Raw genomic sequence first — 22,642 nt, 5'->3', positions numbered from 1 at the left:
GACCGGCGCCGTACGGTCGTATCGGCACCGCGTCGAGGCGAGCGCGGTCCACTCCTGCGGTTCTCCGCACGGCCGCGCGAGACCGAGGCCGGGCCCTGAACCACAGGAGCACCGCATGTCGAAGAAGTTCATCGCCGCAGCAGCGATCGTCCTCCCCCTGTCCCTTGCCCTCGCCGGGTGCGCCGGCGGCTCGAGCGCCGCGTCCGGCGACGCGGCCGACGAGGTCGTCCGCATCGGCGTCGTCGGCGCTGGCGACCCGTACTGGGAGACCTACACCGAAGCCGCCGCGGCCGAGGGCATCGAGGTCGAGATCGTCGACTTCACCGAGTACACCCAGCCGAACCCGGCACTGGCGGCCGGCGAGCTCGACCTGAACCAGTTCCAGCACGTCATCTATCTGGCGACCTACAACGTGCAGGCCGACGACGACCTCGTCGCCCTCGGCTCGACGGCGATCTACCCCCTCGGCCTGTACTCGACGCAGTACGGCTCGGTCGAGGAGATCCCCGAGGGCTCCACCGTCGCCGTGCCGAACGACGAGTCGAACCAGGCTCGCGGCCTGCTCGTGCTGCAGTCCGCCGGACTGATCGAACTCGAGGACGGCGGTTCGATCTTCTCCACCGTCGCGGACGTGCTGCCCGAGTCGAAGGTCACCGTCGAGGCGCTGGATGCCGCCTTCACGGCGACCTCGCTGCCCGATGTGGCGGCTGCCATCATCAACAACGACTTCGTCGCCGACGCCGGGCTGGAGTTCGACGACGCCATCGCCGTCGACGACCCCTCCGACCCCAACGCGGTGCCGTACATCAACATCTTCGCGGCGCGCGCGGAGGATGCCGACAACCCCACGTACCTGAAGCTCATCGAGATCTACCAGGACACCCAGACCGTGACCGACGGCGTGATCGAGGCCTCGGGCGGAACCGCCGTCCTCGTGAAGACGCCCGCGGCCGACCTCGCCACCTCGCTCGCCGAGGTCGAGGACGACATCCGCGCGAACCAGTAAGCCCCGACGCAGGTGCGGCCCGTTCCGAGGAGCGGGCCGCACCTGCGCGTTCCCAGAAGGAGCGATATGACGCTCATCCGCCTCACCGGCGCAAGCAAGACCTTCCCGGCGACCTCCGATGGCCCTGCCGTCGTCGCCGTCGACGACGTGTCGCTCGAGATCGCCGCGGGAGAGGTGTGCGGCATCATCGGATACTCCGGCGCCGGCAAGAGCACCGTGCTCCGGCTGGTCAACGCGCTCGAGACACCCACCGCGGGCACCGTCGAGGTCGACGGTCGGGACATCACGCGCCTCCGCGAACGCGAGCTGCGGGCTCTGCGCGGCGACATCGGCATGATCTTCCAGCAGTTCAACCTGTTCGACTCGCGGACCGTTGCCGGCAACATCGCGTATCCGCTCGAGATCGCGCGGCGACCTCGTGCCGAGATCTCGGCCCGCGTGAGCGAACTGCTCGCGTTCGTCGGACTCGCCGACAAGGCGCGCAGCTACCCGGAGCAGCTCTCGGGCGGACAGAAGCAGCGGGTCGGCATCGCCCGGGCGCTCGCGACGAGCCCCCGCATCCTTCTCGCCGACGAGGCCACCAGCGCTCTGGACCCCGACACCACCGCCGAAGTCCTCGCGCTGCTGAAACGGGTCAACGTCGAGCTCGGTGTGACGATCCTCGTCATCACCCATGAGATGGACGTGATCCGCACGCTCGCCGATCGCGTCGTGGTGATGGAGTCCGGCCGCGTCATCGAGTCGGGCGCCGTGTTCGACGTGCTCTCGGCCCCCCAGCATCCCGCCACCCGCCGCTTCGTCGCGAGCATCATCGAGGACGTCCCGCGCGGCGAGCAGCTGCGGACGCTCCGCGACCGCCATCCGGGCCGCATCGTCACGTTCGAGATCCGAGACGGCGACCGCGCGCAGGGCGACGTCTTCGCGGCGCTCGCGGCGAACGGCGCGCGATTCGAACTGATCCATGGCGGCATCAACGACATCCGCGGACGCGTCTTCGGACACCTGACGCTCGCCCTCACGGGTGACGACGCGAGCGTGGATGCGGCGATCGTCGCCGCATCGCGGTTCGCACCCCTGATCGAGGAGGACCCCCGTGGATAGGCTCGTCGACCTGCTGCCCGAGATGTGGGCGGCCACGTTCGAGACCCTGTACGTCGTCTCGTTCGCCCTCATCCTCGGCGGTGCGGGCGGACTGCTGCTCGGCATCGCGCTGTACGCCACCCGTGCCGGCAGCATCTTCCCGAACCGCGTCGTGTTCGGCGCCCTCAACGTGACGGTCAACTTCTTCCGCCCGATCCCGTTCGTCATCCTCCTCGCCGCCGTGCAGCCGATCGCCCGCAGTGTCGGCATCCCCGGGATCGGCCCGGAGTTCGGCATCTTCGCGATCAGCGTCGCATCGCTCTTCGCGATCAGCCGGATCGTCGAGCAGAACCTGCTCACGGTCAAGCCGGGCGTGATCGAAGCCGCGCGGGCCGCGGGTGCCGGTCGCGGCCGGATCCTCCTGCGGCTGGTGCCCCGCGAGGCCCTCGGGCCTCTGATCCTCGGCTACACCTTCATCGTGGTGGCCCTCGTCGACATGACCGCGATCGCGGGAGCTGTCGCGGCGGGCGGCCTCGGCGAATTCGCGATCGTCTACGGGTTCAAGCAGTTCAACCCGTGGGTGACGTGGGCGGCGGTGCTGGTGATCATCGTCATCGTGCAGGTGGTGCAGTTCGTGGGCAACGCCCTCGCTCGTCGCGTGCTGCGCCGCTGAAGCGGCGGCGCGCCCCCGGCACTACTCGCAGGTGAGACCGTCTTCGGGAACGATGCCGTCGACGAGGTAGTCCTCGACGGCCGTGTCGACGCACTCGTTGCCCTTGTTGTAGCCCGTGTGCCCCTCACCGACGCGGGTGACGAGCACTCCCGACGACAGCTGATCGGCGAGCGAGACCGCCCACTCGTACGGCGTCGCCGGGTCGTTCGTGGTGCCGACGACGACGATCGGCGGCGCGCCGTCGGCGGCGATCGGCCCGCGCTGCCCGGTCGGAGGGTAGGACCACACCGAGCACGGATCCGGTCCGGACCAGTACGGGGCGATCGTGGGAGCCTCGGCCTCCATCCGCGCCTCGGCCGCAGCGGTGTCTTCGGGGTCGACCTCGACCGGGTAGTCCAGGCAGTTGTACGCGCGGAACGCCTCGGTCTGGTTGTCGACGTACACGCCGTCGACGCGGTTGTAGTACTCGTCGGCGAGGCCGAACGCGAATGTCGGGTCGCCCGCGAGCACCGCCGTCAGCGACTGCGTGAGTGCAGGCCAGCTCCACTCCGCGTACAGCGGCGAGATGATCGACGTCATGAGGGCGTCGGCGCCCAGCATCCGCCCGTCGCCATTGCGGAGCGCGTCGCGGTCGACGCTTGCCAGGAGCGTGCCGAGGTCGGCCATCGCCTGGTCGACGGATCCGCGGAACGGACAGGCGTCGTCGGTCAAGCAGTCGGCCATGTAGGCGCGGAGCGCCGATTCGAACCCGACCGCCTGCACGGTGCCGACCTCGAGCCCCGAGATCGACGGGTCGACGGCGCCGTCGAGCACGAGCCGGCCTGCGCGGTCGGGGTACAGCTCGGCGTACGTCGCGCCGAGGAAGGTTCCGTACGAGTAGCCGAGGTAGGTCAGCTCGCTGTCGCCCAGGACGGCGCGCAGCACGTCCATGTCTCGAGCGGCGTTCTCGGTGGTGATGAACGGGAGGATGCCGTCGCTCGACGCATCGCACGCCTCGGCGAAGTCGCGATGGCGATCGAGCAGCTCGTCCTCCCATGCGGTGGTGCCGCGTTCTGCGGCGGGGATGTCGTAGAGGTAGTCGTCCATCTCGGCGGCGTCGAGGCAGCGCACCGCCGTGGACTGCCCGACCCCGCGCGGGTCGAATCCGATCGTGTCGTAAACGGCCCGGACCGGATCGCCGACCATGAACGACAGCGAAGACTGGACGATGTCGATGCCGCTGGCGCCGGGGCCGCCGGGGTTGGTGAGGATCGAGCCGCGCGGTTCGCCGCCTTCGGCGCGGCTGCGGGTGACGGCGATGTCGAGCTCGCCGGCGGCGGGGTCGGTCCAGTCGAGCGGAACCGTGACCGTCGTGCACTCGAAGCTGCCGCTGCACGGCGCCCAGTCGAGCGTCTGCGAGTAGAACGGGAGCAAGTCGGGCGACACGCCGTCGGTGACGGGTGCGGCGCTGGCGGTGGACCGCGGCGACTCCTCGGGGATGAGCGAGTACAGGCAGCCGGTGAGGAGCAGCGCGGCAGCGGTGAGCATGCCGAGGGCAACGCCGACGCGCGTGCGCCTGCGGGGGGAGTCGTTCACAGGGTCCTTCCGCTGGCCACGGTGATGAGCATGCTCTCGAGGGCGAGCGCGGGCGCGGCGTTCTGCTCGACATTGTCTCGCGTGAGAGATATCGCCTCGAGTACGACGAGCGTGCGCTCGGGAGTCCACGCCGCGGCGAGGGCGCGGAGGTCAGGCTCGAGCTCCCGGTTGATCAGGTCGGTGTCTCGTCCGTACTGGAGCATGACGACGTCGCGGTACATCGACTCGAGGTCGGTGAGCACGCGGTCGATGCCGTCGCGGAGGCTGCGCGTCGCGCGCCGCTTCTGATCGTCTTCGAGTGCAGACAGCTGCGAGCGCACCGCGGGCGGCACGGCGGCGCCCTCGACGATGCCGAGCGTGCGGAGCAGCCCAGTGCGCTCCGCCTCGTCGCGCTCCGCAGTCAGAGCCTTCGCGTCGTCGGTGGCCGCCTGGACGATGCGACCCGCCACCTCGACCGCGCCGCCGACGCCGCGGACCGCGAGGACGGCGCGCAGCATGTCGTCGCGGCGCGCGCGGGCCGCGGCATCCGTCGCCAGTCGCTGCGCCATGCCGATATGCCGCTGCGCGTGCCGCGCCGACTGCTCGGCGGTGGCCGCGTCGACACCCGTGCGCTGGGTGATGAGCCGTGCGACATCGTCGATCTCGGGCTCGCGCAGGCGCAGCGTGCGCACCCGCGAGCGGATCGTGGGGAGGAGATCGGCGTCGCTCGGCGCGCACAGCACCCAGACCGTGCGCTCCGGCGGCTCTTCGAGCGCCTTCAGCAGCACGTTCGAGGTGCGCTCGGCCATGCGGTCGGCGTCTTCCATGACGATCACCCGGTAGCGACCCAGCGACGGCGCGAAGTACGACCGCTCCACGAGAGCGCGCGCGTCTTTGATCGAGATGATGACGCCCTCGGTGCGCAGCGAGGTGAGGTCGGGATGCGTACGGGCGAGAACCTGGTTCATCGCCGCCTCGTCTCCCGGCTCGGCGATCAGCGCGGCGGCGAAGGCGTAGGCGAGCGTCGAGCGCCCGGAGCCCGGCGGGCCGGTGATGAGCCAGGCGTGGGCGAGGGCGGCGGGATCGGATGCCGCGCCGCGCAGCGCCTCCACGGCGTCGTCCTGGCCCCAGACGTCGTTCCACGGCGGGCTCGCGACGTCGGAGGGTGCCACCATGCCGACCAGCCTAATCGCCCGCTCCGACGCTCCGGTGCGGGCGCAGAGCCCGAACGGACCGCAGCGCTGTACTGCGGAACATCTGCTCGCGCCCTCGAGCCGACTATGCGGCGTCGAGGTCGAGCAGAGCGCGGACCCGAGTGCGGATGTCGCCGGCGAGGTCGTGCGCGGGGCGCGAGGCGTCGAGCACGAGGAAGCGGTCGGGTTCGGCTGCGGCGAGCGACAGGAACTCGTCGCGGACCCGGGCGTGGAAGGTCTCGCGCTCGGACTCGAGCCGGTCGAACGGCTTGTCGTCGGCGTCGAGGCGGGCGCGGGCGGCCGCCGGATCGAGGTCCAGCAGCACGGTGAGATCGGGGAGGAGTCCGCCCGTCGCCCACAGCGAGAGATCGCGCACCTCGTCGCGCCCGAGCACGCGTCCCGCCCCCTGATAGGCGACGGACGAATCGAGGTACCGGTCCTGGATCACGACCTCGCCGCGGGCGAGCGCCGGGCGCACCAGCGACTCGATGTGGTGCGCGCGGTCGGCCGCGTAGAGCAGCGCCTCCGCGCGCGGTGCGACCTCGCCGCGGTGGTGGAGCACGATGTCGCGGATGAGCACACCCACCTCGGTGCCGCCGGGTTCGCGGGTGCGCACCACCGAGTGCCCGGCCCCGCGCAGCCACTCCTCCAGCAGCGTCGACTGGGTCGTCTTGCCGACGCCGTCGCCGCCCTCGAAGGTGACGAAGAGCCCCGGCGCGCTCGCGCGCTCGGCTCCCGCCGTCACTTCTTGGCCGCGGGCTTGCGGGTGGTCGTCGTACGCCGCGTGGTGCGCTTGGGAGCCGGACCCTTGGCGCGCTTGTCGGCGAGCATCTGCACCGCGATCTCGAAGGTGATGTCGTCGGGCGTCTGTCCGCGCGGGATCGTGACGTTCGTCTCACCGTCGGTGACGTACGCGCCGAATCGGCCGTCCTTCACCTTGATCGGCTTGCCGCTGACGGGGTCGGCCTCGAACTCCTTGAGTGCGCTCGATGCACCGCGGTTGCCGTACTTCGGCTGCGCATAGACGGCGAGCGCCTCCTCGAGGGTGATGTCGAACAGCTGCTGCTCGCTCTGCAGCGTGCGCGAGTCGGTGCCCTTCTTGAGGTACGGGCCGTAGCGGCCGTTCTGCGCCGTGATCGGCACCTCGGTCTCGGGGTCGATGCCGACCGTGCGCGGCAGATCGAGAAGGCGCAGCGCGGTCTCGAGGTCGATCGTGTCGACCGACATCGACTTGAACAGCGACGCGGTGCGCGGCTTCGGGGCGGCCGGCGCCTTCTTCGCGGCAGCGCGCTTCTTCGTCGCGGGAGGCTCCTCGACGATCTCGCCGGTGGACTCGTCGGCGTCCTCGACGGTGGGCGGATCGGTCTCCTGCACGTAGGGGCCGAACCGGCCGTCCTTCACGACGACGATCTTGCCGTTCGCCGGGTTCTCGCCGAGCACGCGGTCGCCGGCGACCGGAGCATCGATCAGCTCCTGGGCGCGGGCGGGCGTGAGCTCGTCGGGCGCCAGGTCTTCGGGGATGTTCACGCGGCGCGGTTCCGCGTCGGGGTTCTCGGCATCCGGGATCTCGAGGTACGGACCGTACTTGCCGAACCGCAGGGTCGCGACGTCGCCGATGGGCGTCGAGTTGAGCGCGCGGGCGTCGATCTCGCCGAGGTTGTCCACGATGTTGCGCAGACCCACGTGGCCCTCGGAGCCGTAGTAGAACTCCTGCAGCCAGTCCTGGCGCTTCTGCTCGCCGCGTGCGATGGCGTCGAGGTCGTCTTCGAGCGCCGCGGTGAAGTCGTAGTCGACAAGGTCGGCGAAGTGCTGTTCGAGCAGCCGCACCACGCTGAAGGCGAGCCAACTCGGGATGAGGGCCTGGCCGCGTTTGGTGACGTACCCGCGGTTGATGATCACGTCGATGATGCTCGCGAAGGTCGACGGGCGCCCGATGCCCTTCTCCTCGAGCGCCTTGACCAGCGAGGCCTCGGTGTAGCGGGGCTTGGGGCTCGTGCTGTGCCCCTTCGGCTCGACCTCGTCGAGGCGGAGCACATCGCCGACCGCGACGATCGGGAGCGACTGGTTCTCGGCACGATCGGCGTCGGAGCGCTTCTCGTCGCTGCCCTCCTCGTACGCCTCGAGGAAGCCCTTGAAGGTGTAGACGGTGCCCGAGGCGGTGAACTCCGCGCGCCGCCCGGCGGCGGTGACGGCGAGGGTGACCGTTGTGGTCTCGTACTTCGCGTCGGACATCTGGCTCGCCATGGTGCGCTTCCAGATGAGGTCGTACAGCCGCTGCTCGTCGCGGTCGAGTTCCTTCGACACCTCGGAGGGGGTGCGGAACATGTCGCCCGACGGGCGGATCGCCTCGTGCGCCTCTTGCGCGTTCTTCGCGTTGTTGCGGTAGGTGCGCGGGTTCGGGGGCACCGCCTTGTCGCCGTACATCGCGACCGCCTGCGCGCGCGCCGCGGTCACGGCCTGCGTCGACAGCGCCGTCGAGTCGGTGCGCATATAGGTGATGAAGCCCTTCTCGTACAGACGCTGCGCGACGCTCATGGCGTGCTTGGCGCTCATCGAGAGCTTGCGCCCCGCCTCCTGCTGGAGGGTCGAGGTGGTGAAGGGGGGCTTGGGGCTGCGGGTGCCGGGCTTCGCCTCCAGTGCGGTGACGGATGCTTCGCCGGCGGCTTCGATCGCTGTCGCGAGCTCGCGCACCTCGGCCTCGCTCAAGACGACGACGGCCTTCTTCAGCGTTCCACGGTCGTCGAAGTCGGTTCCGCGGGCGAGGGCCGCTCCGTCCAGGCGCGCGAGGCGCGCCGCGAACGACTCTGAGCCCGACGACGCCTGCGTCTCGATGTCCCAGTACGAGGCCGAGACGAACGCCATGCGCTCGCGCTCGCGATCGACGACGAGACGCGTGGCCGCCGACTGCACGCGACCGGCGGACGTGCCCTGCTGCACCTTCATCCACAGCACGGGCGAGACGTCCCACCCGTACAGGCGGTCGAGGATGCGGCGGGTCTCCTGCGCGTCGACGAGCGCGAGGTCGAGTTCGCGGGTGTTGCCGACGGCGGCCTGGATGGCGTCCTTGGTGATCTCGTGGAACACCATGCGCTTGACGGGAACCTTGGGCTTGAGCGCCTCGAGCAGGTGCCAGGCGATCGCCTCGCCCTCGCGGTCCTCATCGGTCGCGAGCAGGAGTTCGTCGGCGTTCTTGAGCGCGCGCTTGAGTTCGGCGACGGTCTTCTTGCCGCGCTCACTCGGAACGTAGAAGGGATCGAAGCCGTTCTCGACGTCGATGGAGTACTTGCCGTACGCCTTCTTCTTCTCCGCCGGGATGTCCTTCTTGTCGGCGAGATCGCGGATGTGCCCGACCGAGCTGAGCACCTCGTAACCATCGCCGAGGTAGCCCTGGATCGACTTCATCTTCGTCGGTGACTCGACGATGACGAGCTTCTTGCCTTCTGTCACCGGGCCATCCTTTCTTCGTCGCAAACCATACACTCCACCGACCGGACCGGCGCTGTGAGGGCACTCGGCCACCACTGCGCACCGCCTCGGCAGCACCCCCTTTCATGGTCCTCCCGTGGGCGGAGGACCAGCGCGGGCACGGGCGGCGACCTCGAAGGGACCGAAGTCGCCGGCGACCTCCACCGTCGCGACGAGCCCGTCGAGATCGCACGCGACGAGTCGGGCGCCGCCCGCTTCGGCGAGCTCGGCGGCCCGCTCGCAGGGGACGCCCACGGCCGCGCCGGCTGCCGTGTCGGCCGCCGCCAGGGCGGCGGCGTCGGCGGCTGCGGCGACCCGCTGGCTGCAGACGGATGCCGCCCCCGCCGTCGCGAGCGCGAACCCGACGGCGCCCGCGCAGGCGATCACTCCGACCGCGGCCACCGCTCCTGCCATGATTCACCTCCTCTCATAGCGCTTGGTCGGAGTCACTCGTGCCGCACGGTCGCGAGCACCGCAGGGTCACGGGCATCTCGGGTCAGAACCCGCCCGCGAGCGCGCAGCTCGTCGCGGCGATCCGCAGCGGAAGGCGGGTCGGCGCCTGCGCCATCACGCAGACGAGGTCGCCCCGCTGCTCGATGTCTCCCTGGGCTCCGGCCACAGCGGACTCGACGGCGTCGAGCACGCGGGCGGCGCTCTCGCCACGGGCCGCGAGTCGCGCGGCATCGGCCGCGGCATCCTGCAGGCGCACCTGCGCCGAGCTCACCCCGAGCATCGTCACCCCGAACACGAGCACGAGCGCGACCACGGGCAGCGCCACGGCGAACTCGGCGGCGACCGCACCCCGATCGTCGGGACGATCACCCGCGCCGAGGCCCCAGGCTCCTCCGCCGCCGAGTCGCCGCATCAGGCCACCGTGAGTGCGCGGCGGACGAGGTCGGTGAGGATGCCGCGCACCTCGTCGCTGCGCATGATGACGACCAGCAGTCCGGCGAAGGCGACCGCCGCCATCGTCGCGATGGCGTACTCCGCGGTCGCGGCGCCGACGTCATCGGGGTCTCGATGGAGGAAGAGGCGCTCGGCGCGACGGCGAGTCAGACGCGGGATCACCTCACGGCTTCTCGATCCGGGGATGTTCATCGCTGCTCCTATCTGTTTGCGCTTCGCCGCGGATGCAGCGGAGCGGTCGGTGTCGGTTTCGACTGGGCACGAGGGGTGGGCACGAGATCCGGAGGGAGGGCATGTGGCGCACCGTCAGATGATGAGCGGCGTGGACGCCAGCACACCGAGGAACAGCGGAGCCACCCCCAGCAGGAGGAATGCGGGCAGGGTGCAGACGCCGAGAGGCAGCAGCAGTCGAGACGACAGACGCGCGGCACGCAGCCGCCCCTCCACCCGCGCCCGGTGCCGCTCGTAGGCGCCGTGCGCGCGGAGCAGTTCGACGGCGGGCACGCCGGCCTCCCGCGAGAGCGCGAGCACGCGGGTGCACTCGGCGTCGGCCTCAGCGCCCGCCTGCCCTGCCAGGTCGAGGGCGCGGTCGACCGAGACCCCCGACCCGAGCGCGATCGCGAGCAGCTCCGCCGTCCGCCCCGGAAAGGAGTCGGGCGCGGCCTGTGCGCGGACCAGACGCCGCGTCCACCGGTGGGAGACGACGGTGAGGGCGCCGCCGGCGACGATGCATCCCCACCCCACCGGCGATGTCAGCAGGACGGTGAACGTATCGAAGCCGAGCGCGGCACCGAGGCCCACCGCCACCAGCGGAAGCCACGACAGCAGGCGCGCGGTGCCGGCCGGTTCGGCGAGCGCGGCGCGCACGTCGTCGGCGGTCTCCTGTGCGTCGCGCAGCGCCGATGCGTGAGAGCGCAGGCTCGCCGCGAGCGGCGCGCCGACGACGGTCGCCACCCGCCAGGCCGCTGCGACGTCATCCCAGGGCGCGGTCGAGTCGCGTACTCGAGCCGTCGTCGTCGGCCCGACTGCCCGCCCTCCCCCGCCGTGTGGAGCATCCCCCGCTCGGGAGATGGCGTCGATCATCGAGGTTCCCTCGGCCATCGCATCACGCACCGAGGTCGCCGCCGGATCGCCGTTCTCCGCCAGGTGCTGCCACGCCCGCGCCGGGGCGATGCCGGCCTGCAGCAGCACCGCCAGCCGCAGCACGGTGTCCGCTGCTGCCGCGGCATCCGTCGTCCGCGTCGCGCGACCGGCCGAGATCAGCCGGCCGAGCACGGCACATCCTCCACGCTCAGCCGCCCGCCGTCGTCGATGAACGGACGGGCGATGCCGGCGACCTGCCGCGCGCCGTCTTCTCGACGCTCGACATGCACGACGAGCCCGATTGCGCCGACAGCCTGGCGCGCGAGAGCCGCATCGTCGAGGCCGGCGAGCGCGCCGAGAGCCTCGAGCCGGGCCGGAACATCGCGCAGGCTGTTGGCGTGCAGCGTGCCGGCGCCGCCGTAGTGACCGGTGTTGAGCGCCGACAGCAGTTCGCGCACCTCCGCGCCCCGGCACTCCCCCACGACCAGGCGGTCGGGACGCATGCGCAGCGCCTCGCGGACGAGGCGCGCGAGGTCGATCGCGCCGACGCCCTCGAGATTGGCCTGCCGAGCCTCGAGTCGGACGTGGTGCTGATGGTCGATGCGCAGTTCGGCGACGTCCTCGACGGTGACGATCCGCTCGCCCGGCGCTGCTGCGCCGAGGAGGGCGGCGAGCAGGGTCGTCTTCCCGGCGCCGGCAGCGCCGGTGACCAGCAGGTTGACCCGGCGGCGGACCGCGTCGTCGAGCACGGAGCGAATGCCGGCGGCGAACATCCCGGCGCGGTCCAGGGCGTCGAGATCGACCCTGTCGAGCCGCGGCACGCGGATCGAGATCGCGGTTCCGCCGGCTGAGACCGGCGGGAGCACCGCGTGGACGCGCGCGCCTCCGTCGAGGCGCACGTCGACGGCGGGCGCGGCATCGTCGAGGTGCCGGCCGCCGAGCGCGATCAGCGCGATCGCGAGCTCGCGCACATCGGCCTCGGCCGCTCGCCACTGCGCAACCGGCTCCGCACCCCGACCACGGTCGACGAAGAGACCCGCGGATCCGTTGACGAACACGTCGGTGACGGCGGGGTCTTCGAGGTACGCGCGGAGCGGCTGCAGCAGCGCGTGATCCGTCCACGACCGCGCGGGTACGCGCTCGCCGGGCTCCGTCCGTTCGGGGCTGCGGTCTCGCGGAGTCGGCCCGCCGTCGTCGACGGCTGCCGCACGTACCGCCCGCGGCACGAACCCGGTCGATGCCGCACCCGGCGCGAACCCGGTCGACTCCGCTCCGCGCGGACCGACGTGGCGAGTGTCGTCGAGCGCCCCGACGGCGCGGATCCGCACGCGCTCCCCCGCGACCGCCGCGCGCGGGCGACGAGGCTGGACGAGGAACGGCTCGGGCATGCCCCGAAGCTAGGCGGAGGCATCCGGTCACCAGACGACGAACGCGGCCGCTGTGGAGCGCTTCCCGTCGACACCCGGGTGGGGAGGAGCGGATGTCGCGCCGCCGGAAAATAGGAGGCGGCATCCCATGGGGGGAATGGGATGCCGCCGTGCGCGACGCCTCACTTCGGGGGGTGAACGGGGCGCCGCAATGCCAGAATCGATGTTCGGCCGCTGATGAGCATATGCGAATGAATGCGCTCCCACCACCGAAAAGCGCCTCTTCCAACCGATATATCGGTTGTGTCCGATCCACGGTCCTCTCGGAGCGACCGGATGCGACTCCCCACTATCGGGGGTAGTGCGTGTCGGGGAGGCTGGGTACCGTTCTCGACAGACTCGCCGGACCTGTCCGCGAACACCCTGTCCCAGCCCGCAAAGGAGCGTGCTCAGATGAGCATCCAGTCGCCGAGCAGCCAGATCGACCACCTCCTCGACGAGACGCGCCGCTTCGCCCCGTCGTCCGAATTCGCCGCGAACGCCGTCGGGCAGGCGGACCTGTACACCCAGGCCGCCGCCGACCGCGAGGGCTTCTGGGCCGACCGCGCCCGGGATCTCCACTGGCACACCCCATTCACCCAGGTACTCGATTGGACCAACCCGCCGTTCGCGCAGTGGTTCGCCGACGGCGAGCTCAACGTCGCCTACAACTGCCTCGACCGCCACGTCGAAGCCGGCAACGGCGACCGTGTGGCGCTGCTGTGGGAGGGCGAGCCCGGTGACGACCGGCGCGTCACCTACGCCGAGCTCACCGATGAGGTCAAGCGCCTCGCCAACGTGCTCGAGGGCCTCGGGGTCGGGCACGGCGACCGCGTCGCGATCTACCTGCCGATGATCCCGGAGGCCGTCGCGGCGATGCTCGCCGTCGCGCGCATCGGGGCGATCCACTCGGTCGTCTTCGGCGGATTCTCGGCCGACAGCCTGCGCGCCCGCATCGACGACGCCGGCGCCAAGCTCGTAATCACCGCCGACGGCGGGTACCGCAAGGGCAAGGTCTCGCCGCTGAAGCCTGCAGTCGACCAGGCCCTCGCCGATCGCGGCGCGGGCGTGCAGGAGACCGTCGAACACGTGCTCGTCGTCCGACGCGGCGAGAACGAGGTGGAGTGGACCGAGGGGCGCGACCTCTGGTGGCACGACGTCGTGCCTGCGGCATCCGACGATCACATCGCCCAGCCGTTCCCCGCCGAGAACCCGCTCTTCATCCTCTACACCTCGGGCACGACCGGGAAGCCGAAGGGCATCCTCCACACCTCGGGCGGGTACCTCACCCAGTCAGCGTTCACGAACAAGGTCGTCCACGACATCCACCCCGAGACCGACGTGTACTGGTGCACGGCCGACATCGGCTGGATCACCGGCCACTCGTACGTCACCTACGGCCCGCTCGCCAACGGCGCCACGCAGGTGATGTTCGAGGGGACCCCCGACACACCGCACCCCGGCCGCTGGTGGGAGATCATCCAGAAGTACGGCGTGACGATCTTCTACACCGCTCCGACGGCGATCCGCTCGTTCATGAAGATCGGCCGTCAGGTGCCCGCGCAGTACGACCTGTCGAGCATCCGCCTGCTGGGCTCGGTGGGCGAGCCCATCAACCCCGAGGCGTGGATGTGGTATCGCAAGGTGATCGGCGACAAGAGCGCGCCGATCGTCGACACCTGGTGGCAGACCGAGACCGGCTCGATGATGATCTCGGCCCTCCCCGGCGTGACCGAGACGAAGCCCGGCTCGGCCCAGGTTCCCCTGCCCGGCATCTCGGTCGACGTCGTCGACGAGGACGGCGCGCACGTCGGCAACGGCAACGGCGGGCTGCTGGTGATCACCGAGCCGTGGCCGAGCATGCTGCGCGGCATCTGGGGCGACCCGGAGCGATTCGTCGAGACCTACTGGGAGAAGTTCCAGAAGCAGGGCTACTACTTCGCGGGCGACGGCGCACGCCTCGACGCCGACGGCGACGTGTGGCTCCTCGGCCGCGTCGACGACGTCATGAACGTGTCGGGGCACCGCCTGTCGACCACCGAGATCGAGTCGGCGCTCGTCGGCCACGACGCCGTCGCCGAGGCCGCCGTCGTCGGCGCCTCGGACGAGACCACCGGTCAGGCCGTCGTCGCATTCGTGATCATCAAGCAGTCGTATCTCGACGCGCACCCCGTCGAAGGCCTCGGTCAGACCCTGCGCGGCTGGGTCGGCGAGCAGATCGGCCCGATCGCACGCCCCCGCGACGTCTACATCGTCGGCGAGCTGCCCAAGACCCGCTCCGGAAAGATCATGCGGCGACTCCTCCGCGACGTCGCCGAAGGCCGCGAGGTCGGCGACACCACGACGCTCGCCGACACCGCCGTGATGAGCGTGATCTCGGCGCAGGTCAAGTAGCGCGTCGGCACCGACGCGAGAGGCGGATGCCGTGGCCCGGGGCCGCGGCATCCGCCTCTCCTCCGTTCGTCAGGCGACGGTGAAGACGACCTCGACCTCGACGGGCGAGTCGAGCGGGAGCACCGGCACGCCGACAGCCGAGCGGGCGTGCTTGCCGGCGTCGCCGAAGATCTCGCCGAGCACCTCGCTCGCGCCGTTGATCACGCCGGGCTGGCCGGTGAATTCGGGGACGGAGGCGACGAAACCGGTGAGCTTCAGCACCCCGGTGAGGCGGTCCACTCCTCCGACGGCGGCCGCGGCCGCGGCGATCGCGTTGAGCGCGCACTGACGCGCGTAGGCGTTCGCGTCGGCGGCCGGGACGAGCCCGTCCCCGTCGCCGACCTTGCCGGTCGCGGGGAGGGCGCCGGCGACCATGGGCAGCTGCCCCGCCGTGTAGACCAGGTCGCCGTGCGCCTTGGCCGGCACGTACGCCGCGACGGGCGGGACGACGTCGGGAAGATCGATGCCGAGTTCGGCGAGACGGTCCGCGACGCCCACGTCAGTTCCCCTCGAACTGCTTGGCTGCCTCGGCAGCTGCCCCGAGCCCGGCGTTCGACGCGGCGCTGTCGCCGCCGCCGGCCGGGCGCTTGAAGTACGCGACGAGCCCACCTTCGGGGCCGGTCACGACCTGTACGAGCTCCCACCCCTGCTTGCCCCAGTTATTGAGGATCGCTGCGGTGTTGTGGATCAGGAGGGGCGTGGTGAGGTACTCCCACGTCGTCATTCGGACTCCTCAGGGGATGGCGCGTGAGCGCTGACGGTGACTGGGAAACACCCCGATGCGGGCATGCCCGTCAGGGAATCGCCCAGGTATCTCCCCTACGATCAAGCCTATGCCTGATACCAAACGGACGGCTACCGGTGTGCTCGGCGGACTCGCGGGCCTGGTCGGCCTCAGCGCCGTCGCCGGTGTGCTCGTGACCGCGACGATCACCCCCGCGATCGCCCTTTCCGGCGCCGCCGCGTCGAGCGCCATCACGATGTTCGACAACCTCCCGAGCGAACTCGAGATCGACAAGCTGATGCTGCCGACGACGATCTACTACAAGCACGCTCAGACCGGTGAGACCAAGGTGCTCACCCAGTTCTACGACCAGAACCGGTCACCGGTCACCTACGACGAGATCTCGCCGGTCATGTACGACGCGATCCTCTCGAGTGAAGACCCCCGCTACTACGAGCACGGCGGCATCGACCTCATCGGCACGACCCGCGCGGTGCTCTCGAACATCAAGGGCGGCGCCGAGACCCAGGGCGGCTCGTCGATCAGCCAGCAGTACGTGAAGAACATCCTCGTGCAGCGCTGCGAGGCGACGGCCAAGACGACGGCCATCGAGGAGCTCACCGCCGAAGCCGAAGAGGCCGCGAAGAAGGAGGGCGTCGACCCGGTCGCCCCGACGGCGGACGAGATCAACGCGCGTCGCGATCAGGTCAACGCGAACTGCTGGTCGGCTGCGACGACCGCGAAGGGCAACGACGGCATCCAGCGCAAGCTGCAGGAGATGCGCTATGCGATCTCGCTCGAGAAGAAGTACTCCAAGGAGGACATCCTCCTCGGCTACCTCAACATCGCGAACTTCGGCGGCACGACCTACGGCATCGACGCCGCGGCGCGGTACTACTTCAACGTCGCGTCGAAGGATCTCTCGGTCGGCCAGGCGGCGATCCTCGCCGGCATCGTGCAGAACCCGAACAGCTACCGCATCGACCTCAAGGACGGGTCGATCTTCGACAACGAGGGCAACTCGTACAACAAGGCACCCGACGGCGTGATCGACGAGGGTGCGGATCTGCGCGTGCTCGACTCGCTGGTCGAGTCCGGTGAGATCACCGACGAGCAGCGCCTCGAGGCTGCTGACGGCTACACCTCGACGAAGGTCCGCCAGCTCTACGTGCTCAGCCGCATGCTCGAAGACGGCAAGATCACCCGCGAGGAATACGTCGCCGCCGCCGCTGCGCCGATCACCCCCGAGATCACCCGGCCGAAGGACGGATGCGCCTCGACCGGCGCCGCCGCATACTACTGCCAGTACGTCGTGGAGGTCATCAAGAACGACCCCGCGTTCGGCGAGACCGAGGACGACCGTCTGAAGGCGCTCCGCCAGGGCGGTCTAAAGATCTACACGACCCTCGACACCACGGTCCAGAAGGCGGCCGAGGTCGCGACGTCGACGTACGCGCCGACCTCGATCTCGATGCCCACCTCGGAGGGCGGATCGACGGGACGGTTCGGCTCGACGACGGTCAGCATCGAGGCCGACACCGGCCGCATCCTGGCGATCGCGCAGAACACGAAGTTCAGCGAGGACGCCTCCGTCGCCGACGATCCCGATTTCTCGTCCCTCGTCTTCGCTGGAGACACGACGTTCGGCGGATCGACCGGCTTCAACGCGGGATCCACATTCAAGCTCTTCACGCTCGTCGACTGGCTCGAGAAGGGCAACTCGGTCAATCAGGTGCTCAACGGGTCGCTGCGGGTCTTCCCCAAGCTCACGAACTCGTGCGACGGCGACTGGTACAACGAGTCGAACACCGTCGTCAACAACTTCGCCAAGGCCCCGGGCCGCATCGGCACGCCGATGCAGTTCACCGCGTCGTCGCTGAACACCGGCTACTTCGCGATGGCGGAGAAGCTCGACCTCTGCGACATCAAGAAGGTCGCCACCAAGATGGGCGTCACCCAGGCCAACGGCAACGAGGTCGAGATGAAGACGCTCGCCTCGATCATCGGCACCAATACGGTCTCCCCCATCTCGATCGCCGGTGCCTACGCGACCGTCGCGAACAAGGGCGTCTACTGCCAGCCGCAGGTCATCGACGCGATCGTCGATGCCGAGGGCGAGGACATGGCCGTGCCGGAGCGCTCCTGCACGCAAGTGATCGACCCGAAGGTCGCCGCGACCGCCGCGTACGCGCTGCAGGGCGTCATGGCTTCGGGCGGAACCGGCTCGCAGGGAAACACGTGGGACGGCACCGCACTCATCGGCAAGACGGGCACCCACGAGGCGTGGCAGACGTGGCTCGTCGAGTCGAGCACGAAGGTTGCCACGGCGACATGGGCCGGCAACGTCTACGGTCACGGTGACGTCTTCCGCACCTGGACCGACAGCGGCTACCGCCTCTCCGATATCCGCTACAGCATCGCGAAGGCGACGCAGGCCGCCGCGAACGCGCGCTATGCGGGCACCGCCTTCCCGGCCCCCGACACGAACCTCAGCCGTCAGGTGCTCACCGATCTGCCGAATGTCGTCGGCAAGACGGTGGAGGAGGCCACCAAGATCCTCACGGACGCCGGCTTCACGGTGACCGTCGGAAGCGCGGTGAGCTCGTCCGAAGACAAGGGCATCGTGGCCGAGCAGGACCCGGCTCCCGGCAAGGTCTCGGGCGGGGCCACCGTCACGATCAGTCCGAGCAACGGCAAGGGAGTCACCGTGCCGGACGTCTCCGGCCGCGAACTCAACAAAGCGCTGAGCATGCTGCGCAATGCCGGATTCGGAAGCGTTCAGGCCGGCACCTGCGTCCAGGACGAGGACGGGGGCCGCGCGGACCGAGCGACCGTGACCAGCCCGGCCGCCGGGTCGGTCGTGAACCGGAACACGTCGATCACCGTCGACTACACCAGTCGTGATTGCGGCGCCGGAGGCGGCGGCTCCGACGGCAGCGACGACTAGTGCCCCGCGGCTCTCAGCGCACCGCCCTCACCGTGCTCGGCACGGTGGGGGCGGTCGGCGCGGCGGCAGCGGTGTGGGGCATCGGCATCGAGCGCTACCTGTTCACGGTGCGCGAGCACGACCTCGCGGTCCTGCCGCCCGGCTCCCCCAGCGTCAGCGTGTTGCATCTGTCCGACGCCCACATGGCGCCCTGGCAGCACCGCAAGCAGGACTGGATCGCCGGCCTCGAGCGCCTCGCTCCCGACCTCATCGTCAACACCGGCGACAACATGGGCCACCCCGACGGACTCCGCGGCCTGCGCGCGGCGTTCGACGCGTTCCGCGGCGTGCCGGGCGTGTTCGTGCACGGATCGAACGACCACGCCGCCCCGTCGCCGCGCAATCCGCTCAAATACTTCTCCGGCCCGTCGAAGGTCGTCCGCGAGGAGGACCCGCTCGACACGACAGCGCTCGACTCATACCTCGGTGACGAGCTCGGCTGGCTCGACCTCAACAACGCCGTCGGGTCTCTCGAGGTCGCGGGCCTCCGCATCGACACCTTCGGCGTGAGCGACGCCCATCGCGGGTGGGACCGTCTCGAAGTCCTCCCCGACCTCCTCGCGGCTCAGCGCTCGACCGGCAGCGCGGCGATCACGCTCGGCGTCTCTCACGCACCGTACCGCCGTGTCCTCGACGCGTTCACGGGCTTCGGCGCCGACGTGATCCTCGCGGGCCACACCCACGGGGGCCAGGTGCGCATCCCGGGCTCGCGATCGGCACTCGTGGCGAACTGTGACATCCCGCTCGACCAGGCACGCGGCCTGAGTTCCTGGACCCATCAGGGACGCACCGTGCCCCTCAACGTGAGCGCCGGCCTCGGTCACTCGATCTACGCGCCGGTGCGATTCGGATGCCGCCCCGAGGCGTCGCTGATCACGCTGCGCGCCGGCCGGCGATGATAGCGCGGTTCGGAGCATCGCCCGCGATCAGGTAGACTCGTGGGGTTGCCGCGGGAGCGGCGACGGGGTGTGGCGCAGCTTGGTAGCGCGCTTCGTTCGGGACGAAGAGGCCGCAGGTTCAAATCCTGTCACCCCGACCGCAAAGAGGCTCCGCCGTGAGGCGGAGCCTCTTGTCGTACCAGGGTCGTACTCGGATGGAGACACCATGACGGACAACGCCTCGCCCCTTCTGGTGGCATTCGACCTCGACGACACGCTCGCGCCGTCGAAGTCGGCGATCGACGCCCGCATCGGCGACCTGCTCACGGCGCTCGCGGCGCGCGTGCAGGTCGCGATCATCTCGGGCGGCCAGCTCGCGCAGTTCACGACTCAGGTGGTCGACAGGCTCCCGGATGCCGCGGCCCAGGTGCACGACGCGTTCCATCTGCTCCCCACCTGCGGTACGCAGTACTACCGCATCAATGCGAGCGGGATCGAGACGGTGTACCGCCGCACGCTGACCGACGATCAGAAGGCACGGGCCCTCGCCGCAGTCGAGGGCGAGGCCCGACGCCTGGGCCTCTGGGAGAGCGAGACCTGGGGCGACATCCTCGAGGACCGCGGATCGCAGATCACCTTCTCGGCCCTCGGCCAGCAAGCTCCGGTCCACGCGAAGAGCGCATGGGACCCGACCGGCGAGAAGAAGAACTCGCTGCGGGCAGCCGTCGCGGCGCTCGTCCCCGACCTCGAGGTGCGCTCGGGCGGGTCGACGTCCGTCGACATCACCGAACGCGGCATCGACAAGGCCTACGGCATGCGGCAGCTCGCCGAGCAGACCGGCATCGCGCTCGATGACATGCTGTTCGTCGGCGATCGCCTCGACCCCGACGGCAACGACTACCCGGTGCTCGCGATGGGCGTCGCCTGCGAGGCCGTCGACGGGTGGGAGGAGACCGCCGAGTTCCTCGAGCGCCTCATCCCCACCCTGCCTGTCCGCGCCTGAGGCTGCCCCCGCATCACCGATGTTTCGTCTCGTCGCCGCGCTCCTCGCTCAACGACCGGAACGCACCCGCATCACCGACGTTTCGTCCCGTCGCCGCGCTTCTCGCTCAACGACCGGAACGCACCCACATCCCGGTCGTTGAGCGAGCGCAGCGAGACGAAACGCGTCAGCCCTGGGCCGCGGTCTTCGCGCGGGGAGCCGCGGCGCGCCGGGCCGGCGCCTGCGCCTGCCCGACCGGCACGAGCCGCTGCAACTGCGTGACGTGACGGGGCTCGAGCTCACCGAGGGCCGAGACGCCGAGCAGCTTCATCGTGCGCTCGATCTCGCTGCGGAGGATCTCGATGGTGCGGTCGACACCCTGGCGGCCGCCCGCCATGAGCCCGTAGAGGTACGCACGGCCGATGAGCGTGAACTTCGCACCGAGGGCGATCGACGAGACGATGTCGGCGCCGTTCATGATTCCGGTGTCGACCATTACCGTGGCATCCTTGCCGACCTCGCGGACCACCTCGGGGAGGAGGCGGAACGGGATCGGCGCCCGGTCGAGCTGACGGCCGCCGTGGTTCGACAGGATGATGCCGTCGACGCCGGCGTCGATCAACCGCTTCGAGTCGGCGACGTTCTGCACCCCCTTGACGACGATCTTGCCGGGCCAGATGTCGCGGATGACGGCGAGGTCGTCGTAGCTGATCGTCGGGTCCATGGCCGCATTGAGGAGCTCGCCGACGGTGCCGCCGGTCGTCGACAGCGACGCGAACTCGAGCTTGGGCGTTGTGAGGAAGTCGTACCACCACCAGGGGCGCGGGATCGCGTTGATGATCGTACCGAGGGTCAGTTGCGGCGGGATCGAGAAGCCGTTGCGCTTGTCGCGCAGGCGTGCTCCCGCCACCGGGGTGTCGACGGTGAACTGCAGCGTGTCGAATCCGGCGGCTGCCGCGCGACGGGCCAGGTTGTACGAGATCTCCCGGTCGCGCATGACGTAGAGCTGGAACCAGTTGCGACCGTTCGGGTTCGCGGCCTTCACGTCTTCGATCGACGTGGTGCCCAGCGTCGAGAGGGTGAAGGGGATGCCGGCGGCACCGGCCGCGCCGGCACCGGCGATCTCGCCCTCGGTCTGCATCAGTCGCGTGAAGCCGGTGGGCGCGATGCCGAACGGCATGGCCGACGGCCCGCCCAGGATCTCGGTCGACATGTCGACGTTCTCGGCGGGGCGGAGCACGTCGGGGTGGAACTCCACGTCCTCGAAGGCCTGACGCGCACGAGCGAGCGACAGCTCCCCCTCGGCGGCGCCGTCGGTGTAGTCGAAGGCGGCCTTCGGGGTGCGACGCTTCGCGATGGTGCGCAGGTCGTAGATCGTGAGGGCGCCGTCGAGGCGACGCTTGCGCCCGTCGAGCTCGGGCTTCTTGAACTGCATGAGCTCGAGGAGTTCGAGCGGGTTGGGGAGCTGGCGCTGGACCATGTTCTTTCCTGCCGGTCGTGGTTTCAGAGGTCGCGGGACGAGCCCGCTTCGGCGTAGTAGCCGGTGATGTGGTCGTGGACGAGGGAGCGGGCGAGCGACGCGTCGCCCGCGTCGACGGCGTCGAGGATGGCGTGGTGCTCGCGGCGGAGCCGTTCGCTGGTGGCATCCCAATCGGGCAGCCGCTGGGCACCTGCCTGCACGTACGACTCGATGGCGCTGCGCAGGCCCTCCATGGTCACGGCGATGACGAGGTTGCCCGACGCCTCGGCGAGCGCCTGGTGGAGCCGCGCATCGAGTGCGATGAACTCCTCACGGGTGAGGTCGGCGTCGTCCATCGCGTCGAGCACAGCGCGCGCCTCGGCGGTCACCCGCTGCGGATCTGCGGCGATCGCCTCGACGACGGCGGACTCGAGCACCACGCGGGTGCGCACGACGTCGTCGAGCGGGAACGCCTGCGCCGCCACCTGGAGCCGCAGCAGCGCCGACAGCCCGCCCTGCGGGCTCGCGACGATGAAGGCTCCTGAGGTCGGACCCGACCCGGTGCCGGTGCGGATGAGCCCCATCACCTCGAGCACGCGCAGCGCCTCACGCACACTCGAGCGCCCGACCCCGAGGGTCGTCGCGAGCTCGCGCTCCGGAGCGAGCCGATCGCCCGGCTGGAGCACGCCCTCGAGGAGGTCGCGCTCGATGCTCTCGAGCACGACCCGCCAGGCGCGCGCGGTGGACGTCTGCGTCACGGTACCTCCGTCGGTGTGGTCTGACCACGATAACGCGTGGTCAGACCACAATGCAA

At 70.2% G+C, this 22,642-nt stretch carries 20 protein-coding genes and 1 tRNA gene; 8 read left to right on the top strand and 13 right to left on the bottom strand.

Features of this window, described 5'->3' with window-relative positions:
• Positions 1 to 115 precede the first annotated feature (115 nt).
• The 3 genes from JOD63_RS03000 to JOD63_RS02990 all read left to right on the top strand — a co-directional run bounded on the left by JOD63_RS03000 (position 116) and on the right by JOD63_RS02990 (position 2,759).
• Complete coding sequence (locus JOD63_RS03000) at positions 116 to 1,006, top strand: MetQ/NlpA family ABC transporter substrate-binding protein (protein ID WP_045275216.1); 891 nt, start codon at positions 116 to 118, stop codon at positions 1,004 to 1,006.
• A gap of 66 nt (positions 1,007 to 1,072) precedes the next feature.
• Positions 1,073 to 2,107, top strand: coding sequence for a methionine ABC transporter ATP-binding protein (locus JOD63_RS02995; RefSeq protein ID WP_045275217.1), 1,035 nt, complete (start codon positions 1,073 to 1,075; stop codon positions 2,105 to 2,107).
• The gene (locus JOD63_RS02990) at positions 2,100 to 2,759 is read left to right on the top strand and encodes an ABC transporter permease subunit (protein ID WP_084613451.1); all 660 of its coding nucleotides are present in this window, start codon (positions 2,100 to 2,102) and stop codon (positions 2,757 to 2,759) included. The genes JOD63_RS02995 and JOD63_RS02990 overlap by 8 nt, the downstream gene beginning before the upstream one ends.
• Positions 2,760 to 2,780: 21 nt before the next feature.
• Here the strand turns inward: JOD63_RS02990 and JOD63_RS02985 are convergent, their stop codons facing one another.
• The 9 genes from JOD63_RS02985 to JOD63_RS02945 form a co-directional block, all read right to left on the bottom strand.
• Positions 2,781 to 4,286, bottom strand: a complete 1,506-nt coding sequence (locus JOD63_RS02985) for an alpha/beta hydrolase (RefSeq protein ID WP_211088165.1) — start codon at positions 4,284 to 4,286, stop codon at positions 2,781 to 2,783.
• A 44-nt stretch (positions 4,287 to 4,330) separates the two neighbouring features.
• Positions 4,331 to 5,488, bottom strand: coding sequence for a DNA polymerase III subunit delta' (locus JOD63_RS02980; protein ID WP_045275219.1), 1,158 nt, complete (start codon positions 5,486 to 5,488; stop codon positions 4,331 to 4,333).
• A gap of 103 nt (positions 5,489 to 5,591) precedes the next feature.
• Positions 5,592 to 6,251 carry a dTMP kinase gene (gene tmk, locus JOD63_RS02975; protein WP_045275220.1) on the bottom strand — a complete coding sequence of 220 codons (660 nt, stop codon included), beginning with the start codon at positions 6,249 to 6,251 and terminating at the stop codon, positions 5,592 to 5,594.
• Entirely contained in the window at positions 6,248 to 8,953 is a 2,706-nt protein-coding gene (gene topA / locus JOD63_RS02970) for a type I DNA topoisomerase (RefSeq protein WP_045275221.1), read from the bottom strand. Before topA ends, tmk begins: the two co-directional genes overlap by 4 nt.
• 102 nt (positions 8,954 to 9,055) lie before the next feature.
• Positions 9,056 to 9,385 (bottom strand): Rv3654c family TadE-like protein, encoded by a 330-nt coding sequence (locus JOD63_RS02965; protein ID WP_211088033.1) that lies wholly within the window; start codon positions 9,383 to 9,385, stop codon positions 9,056 to 9,058.
• 82 nt (positions 9,386 to 9,467) lie between these two features.
• Positions 9,468 to 9,836 (bottom strand): TadE family type IV pilus minor pilin, encoded by a 369-nt coding sequence (locus tag JOD63_RS02960; RefSeq protein WP_084613289.1) that lies wholly within the window; start codon positions 9,834 to 9,836, stop codon positions 9,468 to 9,470.
• The gene (locus tag JOD63_RS02955) at positions 9,836 to 10,069 is read right to left on the bottom strand and encodes a DUF4244 domain-containing protein (RefSeq protein ID WP_045274021.1); all 234 of its coding nucleotides are present in this window, start codon (positions 10,067 to 10,069) and stop codon (positions 9,836 to 9,838) included. The genes JOD63_RS02960 and JOD63_RS02955 overlap by 1 nt, the downstream gene beginning before the upstream one ends.
• A gap of 114 nt (positions 10,070 to 10,183) precedes the next feature.
• Positions 10,184 to 11,152 carry a type II secretion system F family protein gene (locus tag JOD63_RS02950; protein ID WP_271180705.1) on the bottom strand — a complete coding sequence of 323 codons (969 nt, stop codon included), beginning with the start codon at positions 11,150 to 11,152 and terminating at the stop codon, positions 10,184 to 10,186.
• A complete protein-coding gene (locus tag JOD63_RS02945) occupies positions 11,137 to 12,348 on the bottom strand; it encodes a TadA family conjugal transfer-associated ATPase (RefSeq protein ID WP_084613805.1) in 1,212 nt (403 codons plus the stop codon). Before JOD63_RS02945 ends, JOD63_RS02950 begins: the two co-directional genes overlap by 16 nt.
• Positions 12,349 to 12,780: 432 nt before the next feature.
• Between JOD63_RS02945 and acs the strand changes: the two genes are divergently transcribed.
• Entirely contained in the window at positions 12,781 to 14,760 is a 1,980-nt protein-coding gene (gene acs / locus JOD63_RS02940) for an acetate--CoA ligase (protein ID WP_045277380.1), read from the top strand.
• Positions 14,761 to 14,829: 69 nt separating this feature from the next.
• Here the strand turns inward: acs and JOD63_RS02935 are convergent, their stop codons facing one another.
• Together JOD63_RS02935 and JOD63_RS02930 are read right to left on the bottom strand one after the other, a co-directional pair.
• Positions 14,830 to 15,297: a RidA family protein gene (locus JOD63_RS02935; RefSeq protein ID WP_045277379.1), complete on the bottom strand. Its 468-nt coding sequence runs from the start codon at positions 15,295 to 15,297 to the stop codon at positions 14,830 to 14,832.
• A gap of 1 nt (position 15,298) precedes the next feature.
• Positions 15,299 to 15,523, bottom strand: a complete 225-nt coding sequence (locus JOD63_RS02930) for a hypothetical protein (RefSeq protein ID WP_045277378.1) — start codon at positions 15,521 to 15,523, stop codon at positions 15,299 to 15,301.
• Between the two features lie 109 nt (positions 15,524 to 15,632).
• On the opposite strand from JOD63_RS02930, the gene JOD63_RS02925 reads away from it, so the two are divergent.
• The 4 genes from JOD63_RS02925 (at position 15,633) to JOD63_RS02910 (ending at position 20,390) form a co-directional block, all read left to right on the top strand.
• Positions 15,633 to 18,470 (top strand): transglycosylase domain-containing protein, encoded by a 2,838-nt coding sequence (locus tag JOD63_RS02925; protein WP_045277377.1) that lies wholly within the window; start codon positions 15,633 to 15,635, stop codon positions 18,468 to 18,470.
• Positions 18,470 to 19,408, top strand: coding sequence for a metallophosphoesterase (locus JOD63_RS02920; RefSeq protein WP_045277376.1), 939 nt, complete (start codon positions 18,470 to 18,472; stop codon positions 19,406 to 19,408). Before JOD63_RS02925 ends, JOD63_RS02920 begins: the two co-directional genes overlap by 1 nt.
• A gap of 63 nt (positions 19,409 to 19,471) precedes the next feature.
• A tRNA-Pro gene (locus JOD63_RS02915) sits at positions 19,472 to 19,545 on the top strand.
• Between the two features lie 68 nt (positions 19,546 to 19,613).
• Positions 19,614 to 20,390 (top strand): HAD-IIB family hydrolase, encoded by a 777-nt coding sequence (locus JOD63_RS02910; RefSeq protein WP_045277375.1) that lies wholly within the window; start codon positions 19,614 to 19,616, stop codon positions 20,388 to 20,390.
• Between the two features lie 166 nt (positions 20,391 to 20,556).
• Here JOD63_RS02910 and JOD63_RS02905 read toward each other — a convergent pair whose 3' ends face one another.
• A complete protein-coding gene (locus JOD63_RS02905) occupies positions 20,557 to 21,849 on the bottom strand; it encodes an alpha-hydroxy acid oxidase (protein WP_045277374.1) in 1,293 nt (430 codons plus the stop codon).
• Positions 21,850 to 21,872: 23 nt separating this feature from the next.
• Positions 21,873 to 22,586, bottom strand: a complete 714-nt coding sequence (locus tag JOD63_RS02900; RefSeq protein WP_045277373.1) for a FadR/GntR family transcriptional regulator — start codon at positions 22,584 to 22,586, stop codon at positions 21,873 to 21,875.
• Positions 22,587 to 22,642: the final 56 nt, after the last annotated feature.

It is taken from the genome of Microbacterium terrae, assembly GCF_017831975.1.
In the GTDB taxonomy this organism is placed as follows: Bacteria; Actinomycetota; Actinomycetes; order Actinomycetales; family Microbacteriaceae; genus Microbacterium; species Microbacterium terrae.
This window is presented reverse-complemented; position numbering and strand designations above follow the sequence as displayed.

Excerpts from the sequence above, each read along its gene's own strand:
- JOD63_RS02995 (WP_045275217.1), top strand. The coding sequence starts at position 1,073 with ATGACGCTCATCCGCCTCACCGGCGCAAGCAAGACCTTCCCGGCGACC.
- JOD63_RS02910 (WP_045277375.1), top strand. The coding sequence starts at position 19,614 with ATGACGGACAACGCCTCGCCCCTTCTGGTGGCATTCGACCTCGACGAC.
- JOD63_RS02980 (WP_045275219.1), bottom strand. The coding sequence starts at position 5,488 with ATGGTGGCACCCTCCGACGTCGCGAGCCCGCCGTGGAACGACGTCTGG.
- JOD63_RS03000 (WP_045275216.1), top strand. The coding sequence starts at position 116 with ATGTCGAAGAAGTTCATCGCCGCAGCAGCGATCGTCCTCCCCCTGTCC.
- JOD63_RS02965 (WP_211088033.1), bottom strand. The coding sequence starts at position 9,385 with ATGGCAGGAGCGGTGGCCGCGGTCGGAGTGATCGCCTGCGCGGGCGCC.
- JOD63_RS02905 (WP_045277374.1), bottom strand. The coding sequence starts at position 21,849 with ATGGTCCAGCGCCAGCTCCCCAACCCGCTCGAACTCCTCGAGCTCATG.
- JOD63_RS02945 (WP_084613805.1), bottom strand. The coding sequence starts at position 12,348 with ATGCCCGAGCCGTTCCTCGTCCAGCCTCGTCGCCCGCGCGCGGCGGTC.
- JOD63_RS02985 (WP_211088165.1), bottom strand. The coding sequence starts at position 4,286 with ATGCTCACCGCTGCCGCGCTGCTCCTCACCGGCTGCCTGTACTCGCTC.
- acs (WP_045277380.1), top strand. The coding sequence starts at position 12,781 with ATGAGCATCCAGTCGCCGAGCAGCCAGATCGACCACCTCCTCGACGAG.
- JOD63_RS02930 (WP_045277378.1), bottom strand. The coding sequence starts at position 15,523 with ATGACGACGTGGGAGTACCTCACCACGCCCCTCCTGATCCACAACACC.
- JOD63_RS02925 (WP_045277377.1), top strand. The coding sequence starts at position 15,633 with ATGCCTGATACCAAACGGACGGCTACCGGTGTGCTCGGCGGACTCGCG.
- JOD63_RS02955 (WP_045274021.1), bottom strand. The coding sequence starts at position 10,069 with ATGAACATCCCCGGATCGAGAAGCCGTGAGGTGATCCCGCGTCTGACT.
- JOD63_RS02960 (WP_084613289.1), bottom strand. The coding sequence starts at position 9,836 with ATGCGGCGACTCGGCGGCGGAGGAGCCTGGGGCCTCGGCGCGGGTGAT.